Below are 17,593 nucleotides of genomic sequence, written 5' to 3'. Positions count from 1 at the left end.
TTGGTGTCCAGCTTCTGCTGCGACCAGCAACCGGCCTGGTTGCAATTGCGGTAGGAAAGCTGCACGACGGGCTTATCGGCCGCATCGATGCCGAGCCCGGCCGGCAGGTACATGTTGAGCGGTACCAAGGCCGTCAAAACCAGCTCGCTTGCCGGCTGCTTCGTGCTCTTCTGCTTCGGCGCAGCGGGTGCATCCGCCTTGGCGATCGCAAGCGTTAAAACATTGACGTCCTGCTCGCCCTGCTTGACCGTGGCGATCTGCGCCACTTCGCAATGGGTGGCCGACGAGCCATCGGCAGCTTTGCCGTCGATGCAGCGATAATACCAGTCGTCGAATTTTTGTACGCGAGCCTGCGGAGCCGGCTTTTGTTCGTCTGTTTGAGGGGCCGCGCTCTGAGCAGAACCGGCGCTGGGCGGCGTGTTGGCCGCCGCCGGAGCGGGCTGTTCCTGTGCCATCATTGGGAAAGCAAGCAACGTCGAAGAAAGAAAAACTGCTGAAGTCAGAGTCTTGAAGGAATGGGTTTTATTGGCGGGGGACATACAAATTACCCAAAGTCAAAGCCATTCGCTTGCGCAAGGCGTGCCTTGCTCAATCGACATGTCGGTCAAAATTCAGGAAGATTCACCACATAGTGGCGTAGCCGATCATGGGCCTGATCCGCTCAATAGCAGATTTCTAAAAAAGTACAGCAAAAAGTAGCAAGAACGGTGGCGATTCACACGCGCGTGTTTAGATATGCGTGTAAAATCTGCAACAGCGACATTCGACAATTGAATAAAATTGTCCTTTGGCTCTCTCCGGATTGTCCCCCATTCGCTGAAGATTTGAGGCCGTCGCCGGTCAACGTCTTCGGCTCTTTGAGGAAAATTGCGCTCGCGGGGTTGTGGTGGGACGCCCAGAAGGCGGCCCACGACCCGCAAAGGTTGGCTGAATTTCAGACGTTACCTGCGTGAAAATTGAGGGCGTTGTGCACACGCACGCTCTGTGAGGCGCGGACCGAACGACATGAATGACTCGTGGGGTTGCAGACAGCTTCAAGCGCGACCTTAATGCCTCATATAGGCGTCATCTGAAATTGAATGCGTCATCTCTCGGCTTTGAAAGTGCGGCCGAGATCTGGCCCGGTGCCGAAATAATGTCGAAACACGTAAAACAGCGGGCTCCACGTGCTGGTATCGATATGGTTGGTGCCAGAGACAACGATATCCTTGTGCGCGTGGACGCGAAGGACCTTCGCTTCGATGATGGAGAAGGCTTCGGGACGCTCGGCGGGCCATTCCGCACCGGGAGGATGCGCCGCCACCAACTCCGCCTCGAACTGGATCGGACATTCTGCGATGCGCAGAGGCTGCACGAGATCGGCGGTCTGCGGCGTGAAGCCGGCCAAATCGAATTTATCGGTCTCGAGACGATAGCCGATCTTTTCCTTATGCGGGGGAACGGGAGCGCGGCCCGTGGTCGGCGCGATCGCCTCGACCTTCGGCCACAGCTCCGGCGACGGAAATTCAGCACCAGCTGACGCTCGCGCAGGAGATTTTCTCGGCCCTTGCTGGTCGACGTCAGACCCAGAATGACCCGGTCATATAGGGCCCAAAACGAGGACATCGGCGAGATATTCGTCGTGCCGTCAGGATTGAGGCTCGTAATTAGCACGACGGGAGTGCCGACATAAAGCACGCTCGGCTTTATTTCGATATGCTCGCCACCGGTCTCGGCGGCGCTGAATTCGGCTGTGTTCGTCAACATTGCAACTCTCCTTTGAAAGTTTCAGTGTAGCCTATATGCCGCCTGCAATAGTTCGGCCCTGACCGAACTATTGCTTAAAAGTCGCGCGGCAGCCTCATGCCTCAAGGCAGCCCTCGAACGGCGCTGATCCCTCTTCTCTTCCTTGTGCACAAGCTTGGTCCTGCCACCCGGTGAACTCCGATGAAGGACTTGCGAGATTTTCGCCGGCTGATTTATACGCGCTCGTCGGCGCGCGCCGGCACAACGATCACCGTATCTTCAGCCATAAGCATTCGCCCATCCTGAGCCCGCAATTCCAGCCGCCGCACCGGCAGCTTTGTCGCTCTGTCGACCAGTGTCACATGCGGCTCATTGGGTTCGAAGAAGAAATCCTCGCCCCATTGGCGAAGCGCGACCAGCAGCGGAAACAGACCCTGCCCCTTCTGTGTGAGAACATATTCCTGGTAGGGACTGCCATCGGAGGCCGGCACAGTATCCATGATGCCGTGAGCGACGAGATTGCGCAGCCGGACCGAGAGGATGTTCTTGGCAAGGCCGAGGCTTTTCTGAAATTCGCCGAACCGGCGTAGCCCATCGAAGGCATCGCGGATGATCAGCAACGACCACCAGTCGCCGATCGCATCGAGTGGCCGCGCCACTCCGCACATGGAATCCTTGTGGCTCACTCTCTTAGCCATACCGTCGTGCCCTCGCTTGCTCGTCTGTCATCATTCGCGCCGCAGCAATATGCGGCTGCAGCGCCTTGCAGAATATATTGGTTGCAAACTAAAACCACAAGAGATACTGGAATCGTGGTTTCAAATTAAAACCACATTAGGAGAACAACCGTGATTCCCGCCAATGAAACATTCGCCGGCACATTCCCCTTCGCTCCGCATTTCAACGATGCACCGGGTTTCCGGATGCATTATGTGGACGAGGGACCACGTAACGGCGAGGTGATCCTCTGCCTGCATGGGGAGCCGACCTGGGGCTATCTCTTTCGCCATCTGATCTCAACGCTGAGCCAGACGCACCGCGTCGTTGTTCCCGACCACATGGGTTTTGGCAAAAGCGAAACGCCTGAAGGACGCAGCTATTGGCTGCAGGACCACATCGCCAATCTGGAGGCCTTCGTGCTCGCGCTCGGCCTCACCGACATCACTCTCGTCATGCACGATTTCGGCGGCCCGGTCGGCATGGGCTTCGCCGCCCGACACCCCAACTGCGTCCGCCGCATCATCTCGGCAAACGGCCCGACACCGTTTGGCCAGCCGGATCTTGTCGATCAGGTGATGGCAAACGCTGCCTTATCCCCATGGTTTCAATGGATCATCAAGGCCGAGGCCGACGGCACGCTGGAGCCGGTACTCAACAATCTCGGCTATAACATCCTCAGCACGCTCAAGCTCAACGGCTTCGAAAACAACGCCATCATCGACGACACCTGGCTCGAGGCTTATGGCGCCCCCTTCGCCACTGCCGCCGAGTGTCTCGGCGCACTGGGCTGGGCCAAAGGCTTTGCGACTGGCGCCCACCAATTCGAGATACCCGATGCAGCGGCCGAGCGCATCATCCGTTGCAAACCGGCGCTCGCGATATGGGGCGAGGCGGACAGGACGTTGCATGCGGAGCATTTCCTGCCTCTCTTCTCCACGCTGTTCCCATCGGCTCCGATAGAGCGTCTCCCGGTCGCCAACCACTACTGCTTTGAAGATGCCCCGGACATCATCTCGCGCCTGATCGCGGATTTTCTGCGACGGACCTGAGCATCACGGTTTGAGACGAAATCCGAAGCAAAATGCAGGAGCGAGAAAATCTTTCCGCTTCTGACAACCACGACGTGGCTCGACTACAGTCCACCTACCGCCATATGGCGCTTTGGAAATGCCATTGAAAATCGGCGAACGGCGGCCGATGTCAGCTGATTGAATGCCGCTCCGATTGACATTCTCCGCGGTTGTGACACCGTTCCGCACGGTTGCCGCCCCATAGTCCCGAGACAAAATGACAAAGCGATCACAAGCTGTTATTACCACTGCGGAAGAACGCCCACGCGACGGATGGAACGATCCCGTCCATGGCTTCATCTCCTGGCACACGCTGCTTAGCAGCGACATCACCCCCACCGACAGCATGAGCGCCGGCATCGCGGACCTCGCCCCGGGCGGCGAACTCAAGCCGCATCGCCACAACCCATCGGAAATTTACTTCGTCTTCGAGGGAACCGGCATCGTCCAGATCGACGGCCAGGAGACGACGGTGGAGCCCGGCACGACCGTCTTCATCCCGGGTAACGCCGAACATGGCATCCGCAATGAAGCGTCCGCCAACCTGAAATTCTTCTATGTATTTCCGACGGGATCGTTTGCTGACGTGATCTATCGGTTTCCAGAGAGTTAAGGTTTTGACCGATCGTTTCTGAGCGCTGTGCCTGGCGTCTGCGAAATCCATCTATGCGCCGTTTGAAAAGCTGAAACATACCGACGATAGTCGCATTGGTATTCAGGCCATCAGTCTGCCGGAGCTTGTCAAAGCCAAATTTGAGAGCATCACGATATGACGCGACTTCCTGTGCCGCTGGAGACTCCAGCCCCTCCGAAAATAAGTTCGCCTGAAACAACTCATCCGGGGTGGTGACGATGTTTTCGATCTCCGAGCTCGCTTTTGCCTCCTGCAATGCAAGCGTGGCGACTAGAATTCCTGGATTGGGTATTGCGACCACTCGCCCCTTCAACTTAGCGAGCCATCTGTTCGCTGGAGCGAGTGTCTTGAAAACCTCGATGGGTCCTCAGCCATAAGCGATGTCAGATCGGGATGGACGGACTGAGAAGATGAAAACTTCCCGATCGGGGTGATTTTGGCGTTCTTGCCACCGCACTTCCCGATCGGTAAGACTTGCATTATTTTTGGGAGAAACTTCCCGTACGGTAAGCCGGTTGAGGAGATGTTCGATGTACAGGTCTGCACGGGATTTCGGCGCCGCCGTTCGAGAGAAACGCAAAGCCCTGGGCTGGACCCAGACCGAGCTTGCGGCGCGTTCAGGCACGGGCGAGCGCTTCATCGTCGAACTCGAATCCGGCAAGCCAAGCTGCCAGCTCGAAAAATCCCTGGTCGTGGCACGCACCGTGGGGATCGAGATCGGTGACCTAAAGACGGTCCGATCTGTTCCGGCATCATCGGATGATGACCTCAACTTCCTACCAACCTTCGGGGATAGTCGATGACGACGATCTTCTACGAGAGCCCGCCTGTGGAGGCATAGTTCAAGATTGCGCCCAGGCCATGTTTTGGTACCGCAGGTCTGCCGAGCAACGCGACGCTGCCGCAGAAAACAATATTGGTCATATGTTTGAAGCTGACCTAGGTGCAACGACACATGCAGCAAGCCATTATCTGGCACCGAAAGGCGGATGAGCCTGCAAAGTTTAATTTGCAGAGGCTATTCCCTGTTAAAATGGCGTGATTCATAAGCTACGGTTGTTTAGTTAGGACACGTTCCCGCATAAATTTCGTCAATCCGGCCGAATCGCCAGGGCGAATGCCGGCTACTGAACACGATGCTTCTTCACAGGCAGGAATGACACCGCCTTGTCAGCCAACTTCCCGAGCTTTTCCCAGTCTGGCAGATCTTCCTCGGTCAAACGCTCCTGGATTGCCGCCAACATCCATCCCGCCGCGGCAAAATCTTCCATAGCCTTAAGGACTTTGAATTTCTTGAGACATGCCTCGACGGCTGGTCGAGCTCTGGGCTCATCCTTGTAGTCCGTGGCTATTAGTCGCTTCGCATCCAGAAAACCTTCGGCGATCCGCCGCCGGTGTTCTTCATTGTCGAGGATCACGTTGAAGGTGAAAAGCAACGTCTCCAGCAGATTTCGGGCTTCATCGTCAGGGCCATACATGCGTGTTTCCCCGTCAGTTTACTCCCTACAAGTGTATCTACTTGTAGGCTAATTAGGAATCCTTGAAATTGAGGGAACGAGTGAAAAGGCATGCTATGATATGGAAACGAGATACGAATTATCCTCCCCACCATTGCCGCTCTGATATCCATTCAACGATCATGCGTGAGAGGCTTTGGGAGCGGTGCTAAGAACGATCCGGATTACTCAGGCTATTCCGAGACTTTCAAAAATAAAGCGACGAGCGGCTCGTTGATAGAATAATTGTTCCTGCCGCTCTGATGCTTTGTCAGAAAACCATGCTCGGCAAGGGTGTCGAGATACTTGGCAGCGGTTTGCCGCGTTATGCCGAGGTCAGTTTGAACATAGTCGATTCGCGTATAGGGGTGCCTGAAGAGGTTGTTTAGCAAGTCTTGTGAATAAAACTTAGGAAGCTCGCCCCGCAGTCTTTTCTTCATCGACGCCATTTGTTCGCGAATATTTTCCACGAGATCCAGCGTTGTTCTGGCCGTCTCGTCGACCGCTTTGAGCATGTAAATGAGCCAGCTTTCCCACTCACTGGTATCGCGAACGTGCTGCAATAACCGGTAGTATTCGCTCTTTGCGGTATTGATAGCTCTGCTGAGATAGAGGATCGGGATTTCCAGCAAATCCACTCGCATGAGATAAAGCACGTTGAGAATTCGCCCAATTCGTCCGTTTCCGTCCGGGAATGGGTGGATGCTTTCGAATTGATGATGGATCAATGCCATTTTGATCAGTGGATCGAGCGTTGACAGCTGATCGTCGTTGATGAAGCGCTCAAGCCCGTTCATTGCTGAATTTATTTCGTTCTGATCCTGAGGAGGCACATAGACGATCTCGCCTGAGCGATCGTTTCTAAGCGCCGTGCCTGGCGTCTGACGAAATCCATCCGTGCGCCGCTTGAGGAGCTGAAACATGCCGACGATCGTTGCATTGGTAATCAGGCCATCAGTCTGCCGAAGCTTGTCAAAACCGAATTTCAGGGCATCACGATATAGTGCGACTTCTTTTGCCGCCGCAGACTCCAGTCCCTCTGGAAACAGGTCCGCCTGAAACAACTCGTCCTGGGTGGTGACAATGTTTTCGATTTCCGAGCTCGCCTTAGCCTCTTGCAATGCAAGCGTGTCGATCAGAATTCCCTGATTGGGTATTGCCGCTGCTCGGCCCTTCAACTCAGCGAGCGATCTGTTGGCTGCCGCAAGCGCCTTGAAAACTTCGATCGTTTCCAAGCCATCAAGCGACGTCAGATCGGGAAGCTGGTAGGATGGATTTAACATAGGCAACTCGATAAGTTAAAAAAACTCGATTTTTTTAACACGTTCGTCTCGATATGTTAAATCCGCACCCATGGTTACCTGTGCGGGGCAATCCAAAATGTGAGTTGAATTCCGAAGAGCAGGCGTGCCGGGGAGCGCCTTCAGCGTGGCCCTGTGATCAATTGTGATCGCAAAGAGTAAAAACCCGCGACGCTTGCCGCGGACACGCGCATCATAAGCATATGATAACACACACGTTTATGGCGGAGAGGGTGGGATTTGAACCCACGATGCCCTTGCAGGCATGCCGCATTTCGAGTGCGGTGCATTCGACCACTCTGCCACCTCTCCGGTTATGCTGGTCGGCGCTTAATCGGCGCGGGCTGTCTCATAGCGACAGACGAGGGGGATGGCAAGGGCGAATGTGAAAGCTTTTCATCCTTTTGCCTTGACAGATCAGGGGCGCTTATATATCCCGTGCGACGCAATAGGTGTGGATAAGTCCGCGCCTTGCCTGCCCTGCTTCGCGCAGGGTTTCACCGGCAGATCTTTTACAAGGCCTCAGGCCTTTGGAATTCCTGCTAAGTTTCGACTGATAAAAAGACGGCCGCTCGCCACTATGGCGAGAGAGCCGGAACGAACATGAAAGGATAAAAAATGTTCGCAGTCATCAAGACCGGCGGTAAGCAGTACCGTGTGGCAGCCAACGACGTGCTGACCATCGAGAAGCTCGAAGTCACCGCCGGCGGCACCGTAGAATTCACCGAAGTCCTCGTTATCGGCGAAGGCGCCGACGCTGCGATTGGTGCTCCCTTCGTCAAGGGCGCTTCCGTCAAGGCCGAAGTGGTCGAGCACAACCGCGGCAAGAAGGTCATCGCCTTCAAGAAGCGCCGTCGTCAGAACTCGAAGCGTTCGCGCGGCCATCGCCAGCATCACACGGTCGTCCGCATCACGGACATCGTGGCTGCCAAGTAAGTAACGGGATCAAGGTTTAAAGGAGAACTCCAATGGCACACAAAAAAGCTGGCGGTTCCTCGCGCAACGGTCGCGATTCCGAATCCAAGCGCCTTGGCGTGAAGAAGTTCGGCGGCGAAGCCGTCATCGCAGGCAACATTATCGTGCGTCAGCGCGGCACGCAGTGGCACCCGGGTTCCAACGTTGGCCTCGGCAAGGATCACACGATTTTTGCGCTTACGGCGGGCAACGTGAACTACCGTACGAAGGCCAATGGCCGCGTGTACGTGTCTGTAATGCCGAAAGCGGAAGCAGCGGAATAAGCCGGTAGCGCTCTAAAACAGCCGGCGTCTCATCGACCCGGCTGACCGCATCAGGTTCAGTCCAGAAAACAGGGGAGATGGGGCGCCATCTCCCCTTTTTCTTTACCCTCAACCAAGGAGGACTGAACCATGCAAGGCGAATTGTTAAGGGAAGACCAATCGAGGTCTCCCGAAGAACGGCTGAGGCCGGAGCGGTTAAGGACCGATTGCCCTGTCTTACTGTCGGAAAGGCTCGTTCTGCGCGCGCCCCACGAAGAAGACATCGACGCCCTTGCCCATCTCGCCAACAACGCCAATGTCGCCACAATGGTATCGCGTATGCCGCACCCGTATACGAACGCCGATGCCGCCGATTTCGTGCGACGCACGAAGCTTGGCGAGATTGGCAAGTGCGTCTATGCCATTACCAAAGCCGACAACGGCGCCTTTCTCGGCTGCTGCGGGGTCGAACCCACGGGCGATCCGAACACCGTCGAGATCGGTTACTGGCTGGGCGAACCCTATTGGAACCAGGGCTACACCACGGAAGCGGCCCATGCCCTTATCGACATGGTCTTCCGCACGCGTGAAAACGTCGCCCAGATCGATGCCCGCTGCCGGGTAACGAATGTCGCCTCGCGGCGCGTCGTCCAGAAGTGCGGCTTCCAGTTCCAGGGATCCGGCCTCGCCGCTTCGCTGGCGCTCGGCAGCACCGTTCCGGTCGAATGGTACAGGCTCGATCGCAAGACCTGGATCTCGCTGCGCAGCTGGGGAGGCATGAGATGAACGCTCTCGCCCTCACCCGCCGCGATGCCCGCATCCTGATGCCCGGGCCGACGCCGGTCATCCAGACCGGCCGACTGACGCTGCGCCCGCACCGGCTCAGCGACGCCGATATGATTGCGGAATCGCTTTCGGATTTCGCCGTCACCCGCATGCTGGCCCGCGTCCCCGCGCCCTATGACCGGCAGGATGCGCTGGATTGGCTGATCCAGCACACCTCCGGCCTCGGGCTCGATTGGCAGCTCGCCATCACCGAGCGGGATGATGCCCATATCGGCTGCGTCGGCATCGAGCTCCGCCACGGCCTCTGGCACCTCGGTTACTGGCTGAACCGCTTCTACTGGCGGCAAGGCATCATGACCGGAGCGGTCAAGGCTGCGCTCGAGCGTTTTGCCCGCCGCATGCCCGAAGTCGCCGTCCATTCCGGCGCCTTCGCCGACAACCCAGCATCCTTGAAGCTGCAGCAGAAGCTCGGCTTCGAGATCACCGGTTGCTCGGAGATCTACAGCTTTGCCCGCAACACCATGGTTCCGCATATCGAAACCATGCTGAAGCCGGGTGCGCTGCGGCTCTCGCAAGCGGCCTAAAGCCATAAAAATCAGGTCATCGCCGATCAAATCGGCGGTGACCTTCATGCCAATCGTGCAGTTCCGCCCCTTTATGGCACTGGAACCGCACGATATTCTTTGACCTAAGCCTGAAGCGCCTATATCGAAGGCGACATGACGGGCAAGCAGCCGCCCGATGCGTCTTTTGGATGCGTGAGGCGCGGCAGACATTGAAAAGAGCGCATAGGCTTTTGTGAATCCCATTCGATCCGAAGGGATATGCGCCGACACCGGGTGACGGACGTAAGATGAAATTTCTCGACGAAGCAAAAGTCTATATTCGCTCGGGCGACGGCGGCGCAGGCAGCGTCTCCTTCCGCCGCGAGAAATTCATCGAATTCGGCGGTCCCGACGGCGGCGATGGCGGCCGCGGTGGCGATGTCTGGGTCGAGGCCGTCAACGGCCTCAACACGCTGATCGACTTCCGCTACCAGCAGCATTTCAAAGCCACGATCGGCACGCATGGCATGGGCAAGAACCGCGCCGGCGCCAAGGGCGAGGACGTGACGCTGAAGGTGCCAGTCGGCACGCAGATCTTCGAAGAAGATGGTGAAACCCTGATCTGCGACATCACGCAGGAAGGCCAACGTTTCCGCCTTGCCGCCGGTGGCAATGGCGGCTTCGGCAACGCCTACTTCAAATCCTCGGTCAATCAGGCGCCCGATTGGGCCAATCCCGGCCTGCCGGGCGAAGAAAAGACCATCTGGCTGCGGCTGAAGCTAATCGCCGATGCCGGTCTCGTCGGCCTGCCGAATGCCGGAAAATCGACGTTTCTCGCAGCAGTTAGCCGCGCCCGGCCGAAGATCGCCAATTATCCGTTCACGACGCTGCATCCCAATCTCGGCGTCGCCACCATCGATGGGCAGGAGTTCATTCTTGCCGACATTCCCGGCCTGATCGAAGGCGCCCATGAAGGTGTCGGCATCGGCGACCGCTTCCTCGGCCATGTCGAGCGCACCCGCGTGCTGCTGCATCTGGTTTCCGCCCAGGAGGAAAAGGTCGGTAAGGCCTACAAGACCGTGAAGCACGAGCTCGAAGCTTACGGCAACAGCATCCCCGACAAGCCTGAAATCGTCGCTCTCTCGCAAATCGACGTGGTGGACGAAGAGACGCTGAAGAAGAAGACGCGCGAACTGGCACGGGCCTGCGGCAAGACGCCGTTCCAGATTTCCGCTGTCACCGGCCGCGGCATGACCGAAGTGCTGCGCGCACTGCGCGGCGTGATCGTCGAAGCCAATGCCGGCGAGGCGGACAAGCCGGCAAAGTCGCCGAAAGTGCGGCACCGCGACATGCAGGCCGCCGACGATGAAGGCGCTGACGAGCACCTTGGTGAAGACGGGGATGATCGGGGATGACAGCCCGCAAGCCGCTCGACCGCTACCGCCGCATCGTCATCAAGATCGGCTCCGCTCTCCTGGTCGATCGCAAGACCGGGTTGAAGAAATCCTGGCTCGACGGCATGTGCGCCGATATCGCCGCGCTGAAGGCCAAGGGCATCGATGTTCTGGTCGTCTCCTCGGGCGCGATCGCGCTCGGCCGCTCCGTGCTCGACCTGCCCTCCGGCGCGCTGAAGCTGGAGGAAAGCCAGGCGGCCGCCGCCGTTGGCCAGATCTCGCTCGCCCGCGCCTGGTCGGAAAGCCTCTCCCATGACGATATCGTCGCCGGCCAGATCCTGCTGACGCTTGGCGACACGGAAGAGCGCCGCCGTTACCTCAATGCCCGCGCCACCATCAACCAGCTCCTGAAGATCGGCGCCGTGCCGATCATCAACGAGAACGATACGGTAGCAACCAGCGAAATCCGCTATGGCGACAACGACCGTCTCGCCGCCCGCGTCGCCACCATGACCGGCGCCGATCTGCTGGTGCTGCTGTCGGATATCGACGGGCTCTACACCGCCCCGCCGCATCTCGATCCGCAAGCCAAGTTCCTGGAAACCATCGCCGAGATCACGCCGGAAATCGAGGCCATGGCCGGCGGCGCCGCCTCGGAACTGTCGCGCGGCGGCATGCGCACCAAGATCGATGCCGGCAAGATCGCGACCGGCGCCGGCTGCGCCATGATCATCGCATCGGGCAAGACCGACCGGCCGCTGAAATCAATCGAAAGCGGCGCCCGCTCCTCCTGGTTCGCACCATCGGGCACGCCCGTCACGGCCCGCAAGACCTGGATTGCCGGTCAGTTGCAGCCGGCTGGCGAACTGCATGTCGACGATGGTGCCGTTACCGCGCTTGGGGCGGGCAAGAGCCTGCTGCCCGCCGGTGTGCGCAATGTCGTCGGTCATTTCGGCCGCGGCGACACGGTCGCCGTCATCGGCCCCTCGGGCCGCGAAATCGCCCGCGGTCTTGCCGGCTACGATGCCGAAGAGGCCCGCCAGATCACCGGCCGCAAATCGGCAGAGATCGCGGCGATCCTCGGCTATGCCGGCCGCGCCGCCATGGTGCACCGCGACGACCTCGTCATGACCGCGTCCGTCAAGACGAAGGCCGAGAAATCGAAGAAGGATGAAGCTCATGCTTGATACTGTCGCACAAAGCTCCGACATCGACGCCCTCATGAACGATATCGGCCGCAAGGCCCGGGCTGCGTCGCGACCGTTGGCCTTTGCTTCGACTGAAAGCAAGAACAAGGCCTTGAACGCCATGGCGGATGCCATTCTCGCCCGCAAGGATCATATCCTTTCTGAAAACGCCAAGGACCTGAAGGACGTCGAGGGCACGGATATGCTCGCCTCCTTCGTCGATCGCCTGACGCTGAACGAAAAGCGTGTCGCCGAGATGGCCGAAGGCATCCGCGCCATCGCGGCCCTCGCCGATCCGGTGGGTGAAGTCATCGCCGCCTGGGATCGCCCGAACGGCCTGAAGATCGAGCGCGTCCGCACGCCTCTCGGCGTTATCGGCGTCATCTTCGAAAGCCGCCCGAATGTGACGGCCGATGCCGGCGCGCTATGCCTGAAGGCCGGCAACGCCGTGATCCTGCGCTGCGGCAGCGATTCGCGCCGCTCCTCGCAGGCCATTCATGATTGCCTCGTGGAAGGCTTGAAGGCCGCCGGCTTACCGGAACATGCGATCCAACTCGTGCCCGTCAGCGATCGCGCCGCCGTCGGCGCCATGCTGCGTGGTCTTGAAGGCAATATCGACGTCATCGTGCCGCGCGGCGGCAAGAGCCTCGTCGCCCGCGTCCAGACCGAGGCGCGCGTACCGGTCTTTGCCCATCTCGAGGGCCTCTGCCATCTCTACATCGATGCCTCGGCCGATCTGGAGATGGCGAAATCCATCGTCGTCAACGCCAAGATGCGCCGCACCGGCATCTGCGGTGCCGCCGAAACGCTGCTGGTCGACAAGAAGGTTGCCTCCACCCATCTGAAGCCGCTGCTCGACGGCTTGGCCACGGCAGGCTGCGAAATCCGCGGCTCCGCCGATGTGCTCAAGCTTGAGCCCGGCCTGAAGGTGGCAACGGAAGAGGATTGGTCGACGGAGTATCTGGCGCCGATCATCTCGGTCGCGCTGGTCGACGGCATTTCCGGCGCCATTGCCCATATCGGCAAATATTCGTCGAACCATACCGAAGCGGTAATCGCCGAGGACCCTGCGGTCGTCGAACGCTTCTTCACCGAGATCGACTCGGCGATCCTGCTGCACAATGCCTCGACGCAATTTGCCGATGGCGGCGAATTCGGCATGGGCGCGGAAATCGGCATCGCCACCGGCAAGATGCATGCGCGAGGACCTGTTGGCGTCGAGCAGCTCACCTCCTTCAAATATCGCGTTCGCGGCACCGGACAGATACGGCCCTGACGTGCTGAAAGAAGAGGTCGATCAACGCTATCTGCGCATGCCCCATGCCGAGCGCGGCATGGTGGTCGGTCTTTTCGGCGGCTCCTTCAATCCGCCGCATCGCGGCCATGCGCTGGTCGCCGAGATCGCCATCCGCCGCCTCGGCCTTGACCAGCTCTGGTGGATGGTGACGCCGGGCAACCCGCTGAAGAGCCGCAATCATCTGGCGCCGCTTGCCGAGCGCATCGCACTCAGCGAGCAGCTTCTCCACGACCCGCGCATCAAGGTGACAGCCTTCGAGCAGACACTTGGCATGAGCTATACCGCCAATACGCTGGCGCATGTGAAAGCGCGCAACCGTCAGGTCCACTTCATCTGGATCATGGGCGCCGACAGCCTGAACACGTTCCATCGCTGGCAGAAATGGGAAGAGATTGCCCGCACTTTCCCGATCGCCGTCATAGATCGCCCGGGATCGACGCTATCCTACCTCTCGGCCAAGATGGCCAAGACCTTCCACTATGCGCGCGTCGATGAAGACGATGCCCGCGTGCTCTGGAAGAAACCCGCCCCGGCCTGGACCTTCATCCATGGCCGACGCTCGGCACTCAGCTCGACCGCCTTGCGCGCAGCACAATAATTCTGCCGATTTTCAGGAAAATCCAGAAAATAAAAAGCCCGACGCGGGAGGAGGATGCGTCGGGCTTTTAAACCTGATCAGCAACTGGGAGGAGGAAAGTTGCTGATCCATATCGAACGGCATTGGGAGGAGGAGATCGCCGTTTCGATTGTTATGTTTTATCAGATTTTACCGATTGATAAATGGCAAATTGCGCAATGCAGCAATGCATTGACGACATAGCTATGAAAATTTCCTGCCCAAAAAACGTTTCTCTTACAAATTGGGCGCGGTTTAATGCCGTCCGGTCTTATTGTAGCAGGAACGAAAGGGCTCAAGAACCCACGGTTCGTAACGTTGTGTCTTGCTTCGTGAGCGTTCGCTAATCCGCTGGGCGAATCCAGCCATGCATTTTTGTAATGCCAAAATCCGCCTGTATGCGCTGCGCCACCGAAAATCCATAGAATTCGTGGGGTTACACGACCGATTCGCGATGTATTTTTACGAACACATCCCTAGCCAAGCTCTTCGCATCGTTATATCTGTCGAAATATGTCGATATCTTTGGGGAAAAACAGGATGGCTACCAGCCGACGCCAATGGATCAAGCTTGCAACCGCCGCCGTATCAGCCGCGTGGCTCGGCCTTTCGGTCATTCCGGCACCGGCCTTTGCCGCCGACAAGATCGTCGTCTTTGCCGCCGCCAGCATGAAAAACGCGCTCGACAATGCCGATGCGGCTTTTGCCAAGGAAACCGGCAAGGAAGTTACCGTTTCCTATGCGGCAAGCGGCCCGCTCGCCAAGCAGCTTGAAAACGGCGCGCCGGCCGATGTCTTCATCTCCGCCGACACCAACTGGATGGATTACGTCGCCCAGAAAAAGCTGATCAAGGACGACAGCCGCGTCAATCTTCTCGGCAACAAGCTCGTGCTGATTGCGGCCAAGGACAAGGCGAAGCCCGTCGAAATCAAGCACGGCATGGATCTGGCCGCCCTGCTCGGCGATGGTCGCCTGGCGATCGGCCAGCCGGAATCGGTCCCGGCAGGCAAATACGGCAAGACGGCGCTGGAAAAGCTCGGCGTCTGGTCGTCGGTTGAAAAGAAGATCGCCGGTGCCGAAAGCGTGCGCGCAGCCCTTGCGCTGGTTTCGCGTGGCGAAGCGCCCTATGGCATCGTCTATCAGACCGACGTCTCGGCCGATCCGGGCGTTGCCGTCGTCGGCACCTTCCCGGCAGACAGCCACCCGCCGATCGTCTATCCGGTTGCCATCACCAGCAGCAGCAAGAATCCGGACGTGCAAGCCTATTTCGACTATCTGAAATCGGCTAAGGCTGTTCCTTTCTTCGAGCACGAGGGCTTCACCGTTCTGAAGCGATGAGCATCGTCGCCGCTGATCGGGCAGGAAGCTGGCCTGAGATGTTTAAGGGCGGGATTTGGACTTGTTGGGTTTGAGCAGCGACGAATGGACGGCGATAGAGCTGAGCCTGCGCGTTTCGATCGTCGCCATGCTGGTGAGCCTGCCCTTTGGCATCGGCGCGGCACTTCTGCTTGCGCGCGGACGGTTCTGGGGAAAGTCGATCCTCAACGGTCTCATTCACCTGCCGCTGATCCTGCCGCCAGTCGTCACCGGTTTCATCCTGCTCGTTCTTTTCGGCCGCAAAGGGCCGATCGGCGCGCTGCTCGAGCAATATCTCGGTCTCGTTTTCTCCTTCCGCTGGACGGGGGCGGCACTTGCCTGCGGCGTCATGGGCTTTCCGCTGATGGTAAGAAGCATCCGCCTGTCGGTCGAAGCCGTCGACCGCAAGCTTGAAGAGGCCGCCGGCACGCTCGGCGCGAGCCCCATCTGGACCTTCGTGACCGTGACGCTGCCGCTGATCCTGCCCGGCATCATCGCCGGCATGATCCTTTCCTTCGCCAAGGCCATGGGCGAATTCGGCGCCACGATCACCTTCGTTTCCAATATTCCCGGTGAGACCCAGACCTTGTCTTCGGCCATCTACACCTTCACCCAGATTCCGGGCGGCGATGCCGGCGCCATGCGGCTGACCATCGTCGCCATTGTGATTTCCATGGCGGCCCTGCTCGCCTCGGAATTCCTGGCCTATCTCGCCGGCCGGAGGGTGGATTTCGAATGACGCTCTCGATCGATATCCGCCACCGCCTCGGCACTTTTTCGCTAGAGGCCGCATTTACCTCCGACGGCGGGGTGACGGCCCTTTTCGGCCGTTCCGGTTCCGGCAAGACGTCGATCGTCCGCATCATTGCCGGCCTCATCCGGCCCGATCACGGCCGAGTCAGCCTCGACGGCACGGTGCTTGCCGATACCGTCGGGCAAATCTTCGTGCCACGTCACCGCCGCCGCTTCGGCTACGTCTTCCAGGAAGCGCGGCTGTTTCCGCACCTCTCCGTGCGGCAGAACCTCAATTACGGCCGCTGGTTCGCCCCAAGAAACGAGCGCAGCGAAAGCTTTGACGGCGTCGTCGATCTTCTCGGAATTGCCGCCCTGCTCGATCGGCGGCCGGCAAAGCTTTCCGGCGGCGAAAAGCAGCGCGTTGCGATCGGCCGCGCATTGCTTTCCTCTCCGCGGCTGCTGCTGATGGATGAGCCGCTTGCGGCACTCGACGAAGCCCGCAAAGCGGAAATCCTTCCCTATCTCGAGCGTCTGCGCGACGAGACGAAGATACCGATTATCTATGTCAGCCACTCGATCGCCGAAGTGGCGCGGCTGGCCAATCGCGTCGTCGTCATGCGCGACGGCAAGGTCGAGACCATCGGTGCCGCCGTCGATATCTTCAGCCAGCTCTCCGGCCCTCTGGCGGCCGACCGCCGAGAAGCCGGCGTGCTGCTAGAAGGCCGCGTCGAATCGATGGACGGCAGGCATCATCTGACCGTCGTCGCCCTGAAGACGGTAAAACTCGTCGTGCCCGGCCAGGCCGCCGCGGTCGGCAAGACCGTGCGCGTCCATATTCCCGCCCGCGACGTCATGCTGGCGACAAGGCGACCAGAAGGCCTCAGTGCCTTGAATATCCTCGATGGCGAAGTGCTAGAGATCGGCACAGCCGCCGACGGAACGGCTGAGATCAGGATCGATTGCGGCGGCGACACGGTGCTTGCACGCATTACGCAATTCTCGGCCGAGCGGCTGGGCTTGCGCATCGGCCTGCCGATCCACGCGGTCATCAAGACGGTAGCGCTCGAACATTGATCAGGATTTTTCCTGAGAAACCTTGGCCGGGTGGTTGCGATTGGCTTCAAGCCAGCCGAGATCGTCGGCGATTGCCACGCGCAGGGTCGCTTCCATGCCGCGGAAACGCCGCAGCAACTCCTCGCCGAACGGAGTAAGGGCCGCGCCGCCTCCTTTCTGCCCGCCGCGCTGCGATTCCACCACCGGCTCGCGGAACATGTGGTTCAATTCGCTGATCAGCAGCCAGGCCCGGCGATAGGACATGTCCATAGCGCGGCCGGCAGCCGAAATCGAGCCGGTCTCCCGAATATGTTCCAGGAGCTCCATCTTGCCGCGCCCGAGCCGGTCCTGCCCCGAAAAGCTGATGCGGAGGATGGGCTTCAAGGGTGGCTGCGGAGCATCAGTCATGGCATCCGTAATGTTTGATATCTGCACAATGTATACGCGGCCTCCAACCGGCT

General features: G+C 59.0%; 21 protein-coding genes and 1 tRNA gene. 14 read left to right on the top strand and 8 right to left on the bottom strand.

Features of this window, described 5'->3' with window-relative positions; translation table 11 throughout:
* From Q4Q11_RS19575 to Q4Q11_RS19565, 3 genes are all read right to left on the bottom strand, one after another.
* Window positions 1–458, bottom strand: a 458-nt coding sequence (locus tag Q4Q11_RS19575) for an invasion associated locus B family protein (protein WP_498570550.1), incomplete at its 3' end; no start/stop codon positions are given.
* 626 nt (window positions 459–1,084) lie between these two features.
* Window positions 1,085–1,387: a hypothetical protein gene (locus Q4Q11_RS19570; RefSeq protein WP_498570549.1), complete on the bottom strand. Its 303-nt coding sequence runs from the start codon at window positions 1,385–1,387 to the stop codon at window positions 1,085–1,087.
* A gap of 571 nt (window positions 1,388–1,958) precedes the next feature.
* On the bottom strand, window positions 1,959–2,423 hold the full coding sequence (locus Q4Q11_RS19565) for a winged helix-turn-helix transcriptional regulator (RefSeq protein WP_113213406.1): 465 nt from the start codon (window positions 2,421–2,423) through the stop codon (window positions 1,959–1,961).
* Window positions 2,424–2,573: 150 nt separating this feature from the next.
* Here Q4Q11_RS19565 and Q4Q11_RS19560 point away from each other — a divergent pair, with 150 nt between their 5' ends.
* Together Q4Q11_RS19560 and Q4Q11_RS19555 are read left to right on the top strand one after the other, a co-directional pair.
* Window positions 2,574–3,494, top strand: coding sequence for an alpha/beta fold hydrolase (locus tag Q4Q11_RS19560; protein ID WP_113223122.1), 921 nt, complete (start codon window positions 2,574–2,576; stop codon window positions 3,492–3,494).
* A 238-nt stretch (window positions 3,495–3,732) separates the two neighbouring features.
* Window positions 3,733–4,128 (top strand): cupin domain-containing protein, encoded by a 396-nt coding sequence (locus Q4Q11_RS19555; RefSeq protein ID WP_113213404.1) that lies wholly within the window; start codon window positions 3,733–3,735, stop codon window positions 4,126–4,128.
* On the opposite strand, the gene Q4Q11_RS19550 is transcribed toward Q4Q11_RS19555, so the two are convergent.
* Complete coding sequence (locus tag Q4Q11_RS19550) at window positions 4,010–4,450, bottom strand: Fic/DOC family N-terminal domain-containing protein (RefSeq protein WP_498570548.1); 441 nt, start codon at window positions 4,448–4,450, stop codon at window positions 4,010–4,012. The genes Q4Q11_RS19555 and Q4Q11_RS19550 overlap by 119 nt on opposite strands.
* Window positions 4,451–4,679: 229 nt before the next feature.
* Between Q4Q11_RS19550 and Q4Q11_RS19545 the strand changes: the two genes are divergently transcribed.
* Complete coding sequence (locus Q4Q11_RS19545) at window positions 4,680–4,952, top strand: helix-turn-helix transcriptional regulator (protein WP_498570547.1); 273 nt, start codon at window positions 4,680–4,682, stop codon at window positions 4,950–4,952.
* A gap of 321 nt (window positions 4,953–5,273) precedes the next feature.
* Here Q4Q11_RS19545 and Q4Q11_RS19540 read toward each other — a convergent pair whose 3' ends face one another.
* The 3 genes from Q4Q11_RS19540 to Q4Q11_RS19530 form a co-directional block, all read right to left on the bottom strand.
* Window positions 5,274–5,627, bottom strand: coding sequence for a hypothetical protein (locus tag Q4Q11_RS19540; RefSeq protein ID WP_113213402.1), 354 nt, complete (start codon window positions 5,625–5,627; stop codon window positions 5,274–5,276).
* A gap of 212 nt (window positions 5,628–5,839) precedes the next feature.
* Window positions 5,840–6,928 (bottom strand): Fic family protein, encoded by a 1,089-nt coding sequence (locus tag Q4Q11_RS19535; protein WP_498570546.1) that lies wholly within the window; start codon window positions 6,926–6,928, stop codon window positions 5,840–5,842.
* Window positions 6,929–7,168: 240 nt separating this feature from the next.
* Window positions 7,169–7,258: transfer RNA gene (locus tag Q4Q11_RS19530), tRNA-Ser, on the bottom strand.
* 306 nt (window positions 7,259–7,564) lie between these two features.
* On the opposite strand from Q4Q11_RS19530, the gene rplU reads away from it, so the two are divergent.
* From rplU to modC, 11 genes are all read left to right on the top strand, one after another.
* Window positions 7,565–7,882 (top strand): 50S ribosomal protein L21, encoded by a 318-nt coding sequence (gene rplU / locus Q4Q11_RS19525; protein WP_004127263.1) that lies wholly within the window; start codon window positions 7,565–7,567, stop codon window positions 7,880–7,882.
* Between the two features lie 32 nt (window positions 7,883–7,914).
* Window positions 7,915–8,184: a 50S ribosomal protein L27 gene (gene rpmA, locus Q4Q11_RS19520; protein ID WP_004127267.1), complete on the top strand. Its 270-nt coding sequence runs from the start codon at window positions 7,915–7,917 to the stop codon at window positions 8,182–8,184.
* 129 nt (window positions 8,185–8,313) lie between these two features.
* Window positions 8,314–8,949, top strand: coding sequence for a GNAT family N-acetyltransferase (locus tag Q4Q11_RS19515; RefSeq protein ID WP_113213400.1), 636 nt, complete (start codon window positions 8,314–8,316; stop codon window positions 8,947–8,949).
* Entirely contained in the window at window positions 8,946–9,533 is a 588-nt protein-coding gene (locus tag Q4Q11_RS19510; RefSeq protein ID WP_113213399.1) for a GNAT family N-acetyltransferase, read from the top strand. Before Q4Q11_RS19515 ends, Q4Q11_RS19510 begins: the two co-directional genes overlap by 4 nt.
* Window positions 9,534–9,802: 269 nt before the next feature.
* Window positions 9,803–10,909 carry a GTPase ObgE gene (obgE, locus tag Q4Q11_RS19505; RefSeq protein ID WP_113223126.1) on the top strand — a complete coding sequence of 369 codons (1,107 nt, stop codon included), beginning with the start codon at window positions 9,803–9,805 and terminating at the stop codon, window positions 10,907–10,909.
* Entirely contained in the window at window positions 10,906–12,075 is a 1,170-nt protein-coding gene (proB, locus tag Q4Q11_RS19500) for a glutamate 5-kinase (protein WP_113223127.1), read from the top strand. Before obgE ends, proB begins: the two co-directional genes overlap by 4 nt.
* On the top strand, window positions 12,068–13,351 hold the full coding sequence (locus Q4Q11_RS19495) for a glutamate-5-semialdehyde dehydrogenase (protein WP_113213425.1): 1,284 nt from the start codon (window positions 12,068–12,070) through the stop codon (window positions 13,349–13,351). Before proB ends, Q4Q11_RS19495 begins: the two co-directional genes overlap by 8 nt.
* A 37-nt stretch (window positions 13,352–13,388) precedes the next feature.
* Window positions 13,389–13,970 (top strand): nicotinate-nucleotide adenylyltransferase, encoded by a 582-nt coding sequence (locus tag Q4Q11_RS19490; RefSeq protein ID WP_498570551.1) that lies wholly within the window; start codon window positions 13,389–13,391, stop codon window positions 13,968–13,970.
* 558 nt (window positions 13,971–14,528) lie between these two features.
* Entirely contained in the window at window positions 14,529–15,326 is a 798-nt protein-coding gene (gene modA, locus Q4Q11_RS19485) for a molybdate ABC transporter substrate-binding protein (protein WP_113213396.1), read from the top strand.
* Between the two features lie 55 nt (window positions 15,327–15,381).
* Window positions 15,382–16,083 (top strand): molybdate ABC transporter permease subunit, encoded by a 702-nt coding sequence (gene modB, locus Q4Q11_RS19480; protein WP_113223128.1) that lies wholly within the window; start codon window positions 15,382–15,384, stop codon window positions 16,081–16,083.
* Entirely contained in the window at window positions 16,080–17,153 is a 1,074-nt protein-coding gene (gene modC / locus Q4Q11_RS19475; protein WP_113223129.1) for a molybdenum ABC transporter ATP-binding protein, read from the top strand. The genes modB and modC overlap by 4 nt, the downstream gene beginning before the upstream one ends.
* Here the strand turns inward: modC and Q4Q11_RS19470 are convergent, their stop codons facing one another.
* Complete coding sequence (locus Q4Q11_RS19470; RefSeq protein ID WP_112505040.1) at window positions 17,154–17,540, bottom strand: winged helix-turn-helix domain-containing protein; 387 nt, start codon at window positions 17,538–17,540, stop codon at window positions 17,154–17,156.
* Window positions 17,541–17,593 lie beyond the last annotated feature (53 nt).

This window comes from Rhizobium sp. UFLA01-1127 (assembly GCF_059803845.1).
This window is presented reverse-complemented; position numbering and strand designations above follow the sequence as displayed.

What these genes read in the sequence shown, in the direction of transcription:
- Q4Q11_RS19540 (WP_113213402.1), bottom strand. Translation starts at nt 5,627, where the DNA reads ATGTATGGCCCTGACGATGAAGCCCGAAATCTGCTGGAGACGTTGCTT.
- proB (WP_113223127.1), top strand. Translation starts at nt 10,906, where the DNA reads ATGACAGCCCGCAAGCCGCTCGACCGCTACCGCCGCATCGTCATCAAG.
- Q4Q11_RS19515 (WP_113213400.1), top strand. Translation starts at nt 8,314, where the DNA reads ATGCAAGGCGAATTGTTAAGGGAAGACCAATCGAGGTCTCCCGAAGAA.
- Q4Q11_RS19470 (WP_112505040.1), bottom strand. Translation starts at nt 17,540, where the DNA reads ATGACTGATGCTCCGCAGCCACCCTTGAAGCCCATCCTCCGCATCAGC.
- rplU (WP_004127263.1), top strand. Translation starts at nt 7,565, where the DNA reads ATGTTCGCAGTCATCAAGACCGGCGGTAAGCAGTACCGTGTGGCAGCC.
- Q4Q11_RS19545 (WP_498570547.1), top strand. Translation starts at nt 4,680, where the DNA reads ATGTACAGGTCTGCACGGGATTTCGGCGCCGCCGTTCGAGAGAAACGC.
- modA (WP_113213396.1), top strand. Translation starts at nt 14,529, where the DNA reads ATGGCTACCAGCCGACGCCAATGGATCAAGCTTGCAACCGCCGCCGTA.
- obgE (WP_113223126.1), top strand. Translation starts at nt 9,803, where the DNA reads ATGAAATTTCTCGACGAAGCAAAAGTCTATATTCGCTCGGGCGACGGC.
- Q4Q11_RS19555 (WP_113213404.1), top strand. Translation starts at nt 3,733, where the DNA reads ATGACAAAGCGATCACAAGCTGTTATTACCACTGCGGAAGAACGCCCA.
- modC (WP_113223129.1), top strand. Translation starts at nt 16,080, where the DNA reads ATGACGCTCTCGATCGATATCCGCCACCGCCTCGGCACTTTTTCGCTA.
- Q4Q11_RS19495 (WP_113213425.1), top strand. Translation starts at nt 12,068, where the DNA reads ATGCTTGATACTGTCGCACAAAGCTCCGACATCGACGCCCTCATGAAC.
- rpmA (WP_004127267.1), top strand. Translation starts at nt 7,915, where the DNA reads ATGGCACACAAAAAAGCTGGCGGTTCCTCGCGCAACGGTCGCGATTCC.
- Q4Q11_RS19535 (WP_498570546.1), bottom strand. Translation starts at nt 6,928, where the DNA reads ATGTTAAATCCATCCTACCAGCTTCCCGATCTGACGTCGCTTGATGGC.
- Q4Q11_RS19510 (WP_113213399.1), top strand. Translation starts at nt 8,946, where the DNA reads ATGAACGCTCTCGCCCTCACCCGCCGCGATGCCCGCATCCTGATGCCC.
- Q4Q11_RS19490 (WP_498570551.1), top strand. Translation starts at nt 13,389, where the DNA reads ATGCCCCATGCCGAGCGCGGCATGGTGGTCGGTCTTTTCGGCGGCTCC.
- Q4Q11_RS19565 (WP_113213406.1), bottom strand. Translation starts at nt 2,423, where the DNA reads ATGGCTAAGAGAGTGAGCCACAAGGATTCCATGTGCGGAGTGGCGCGG.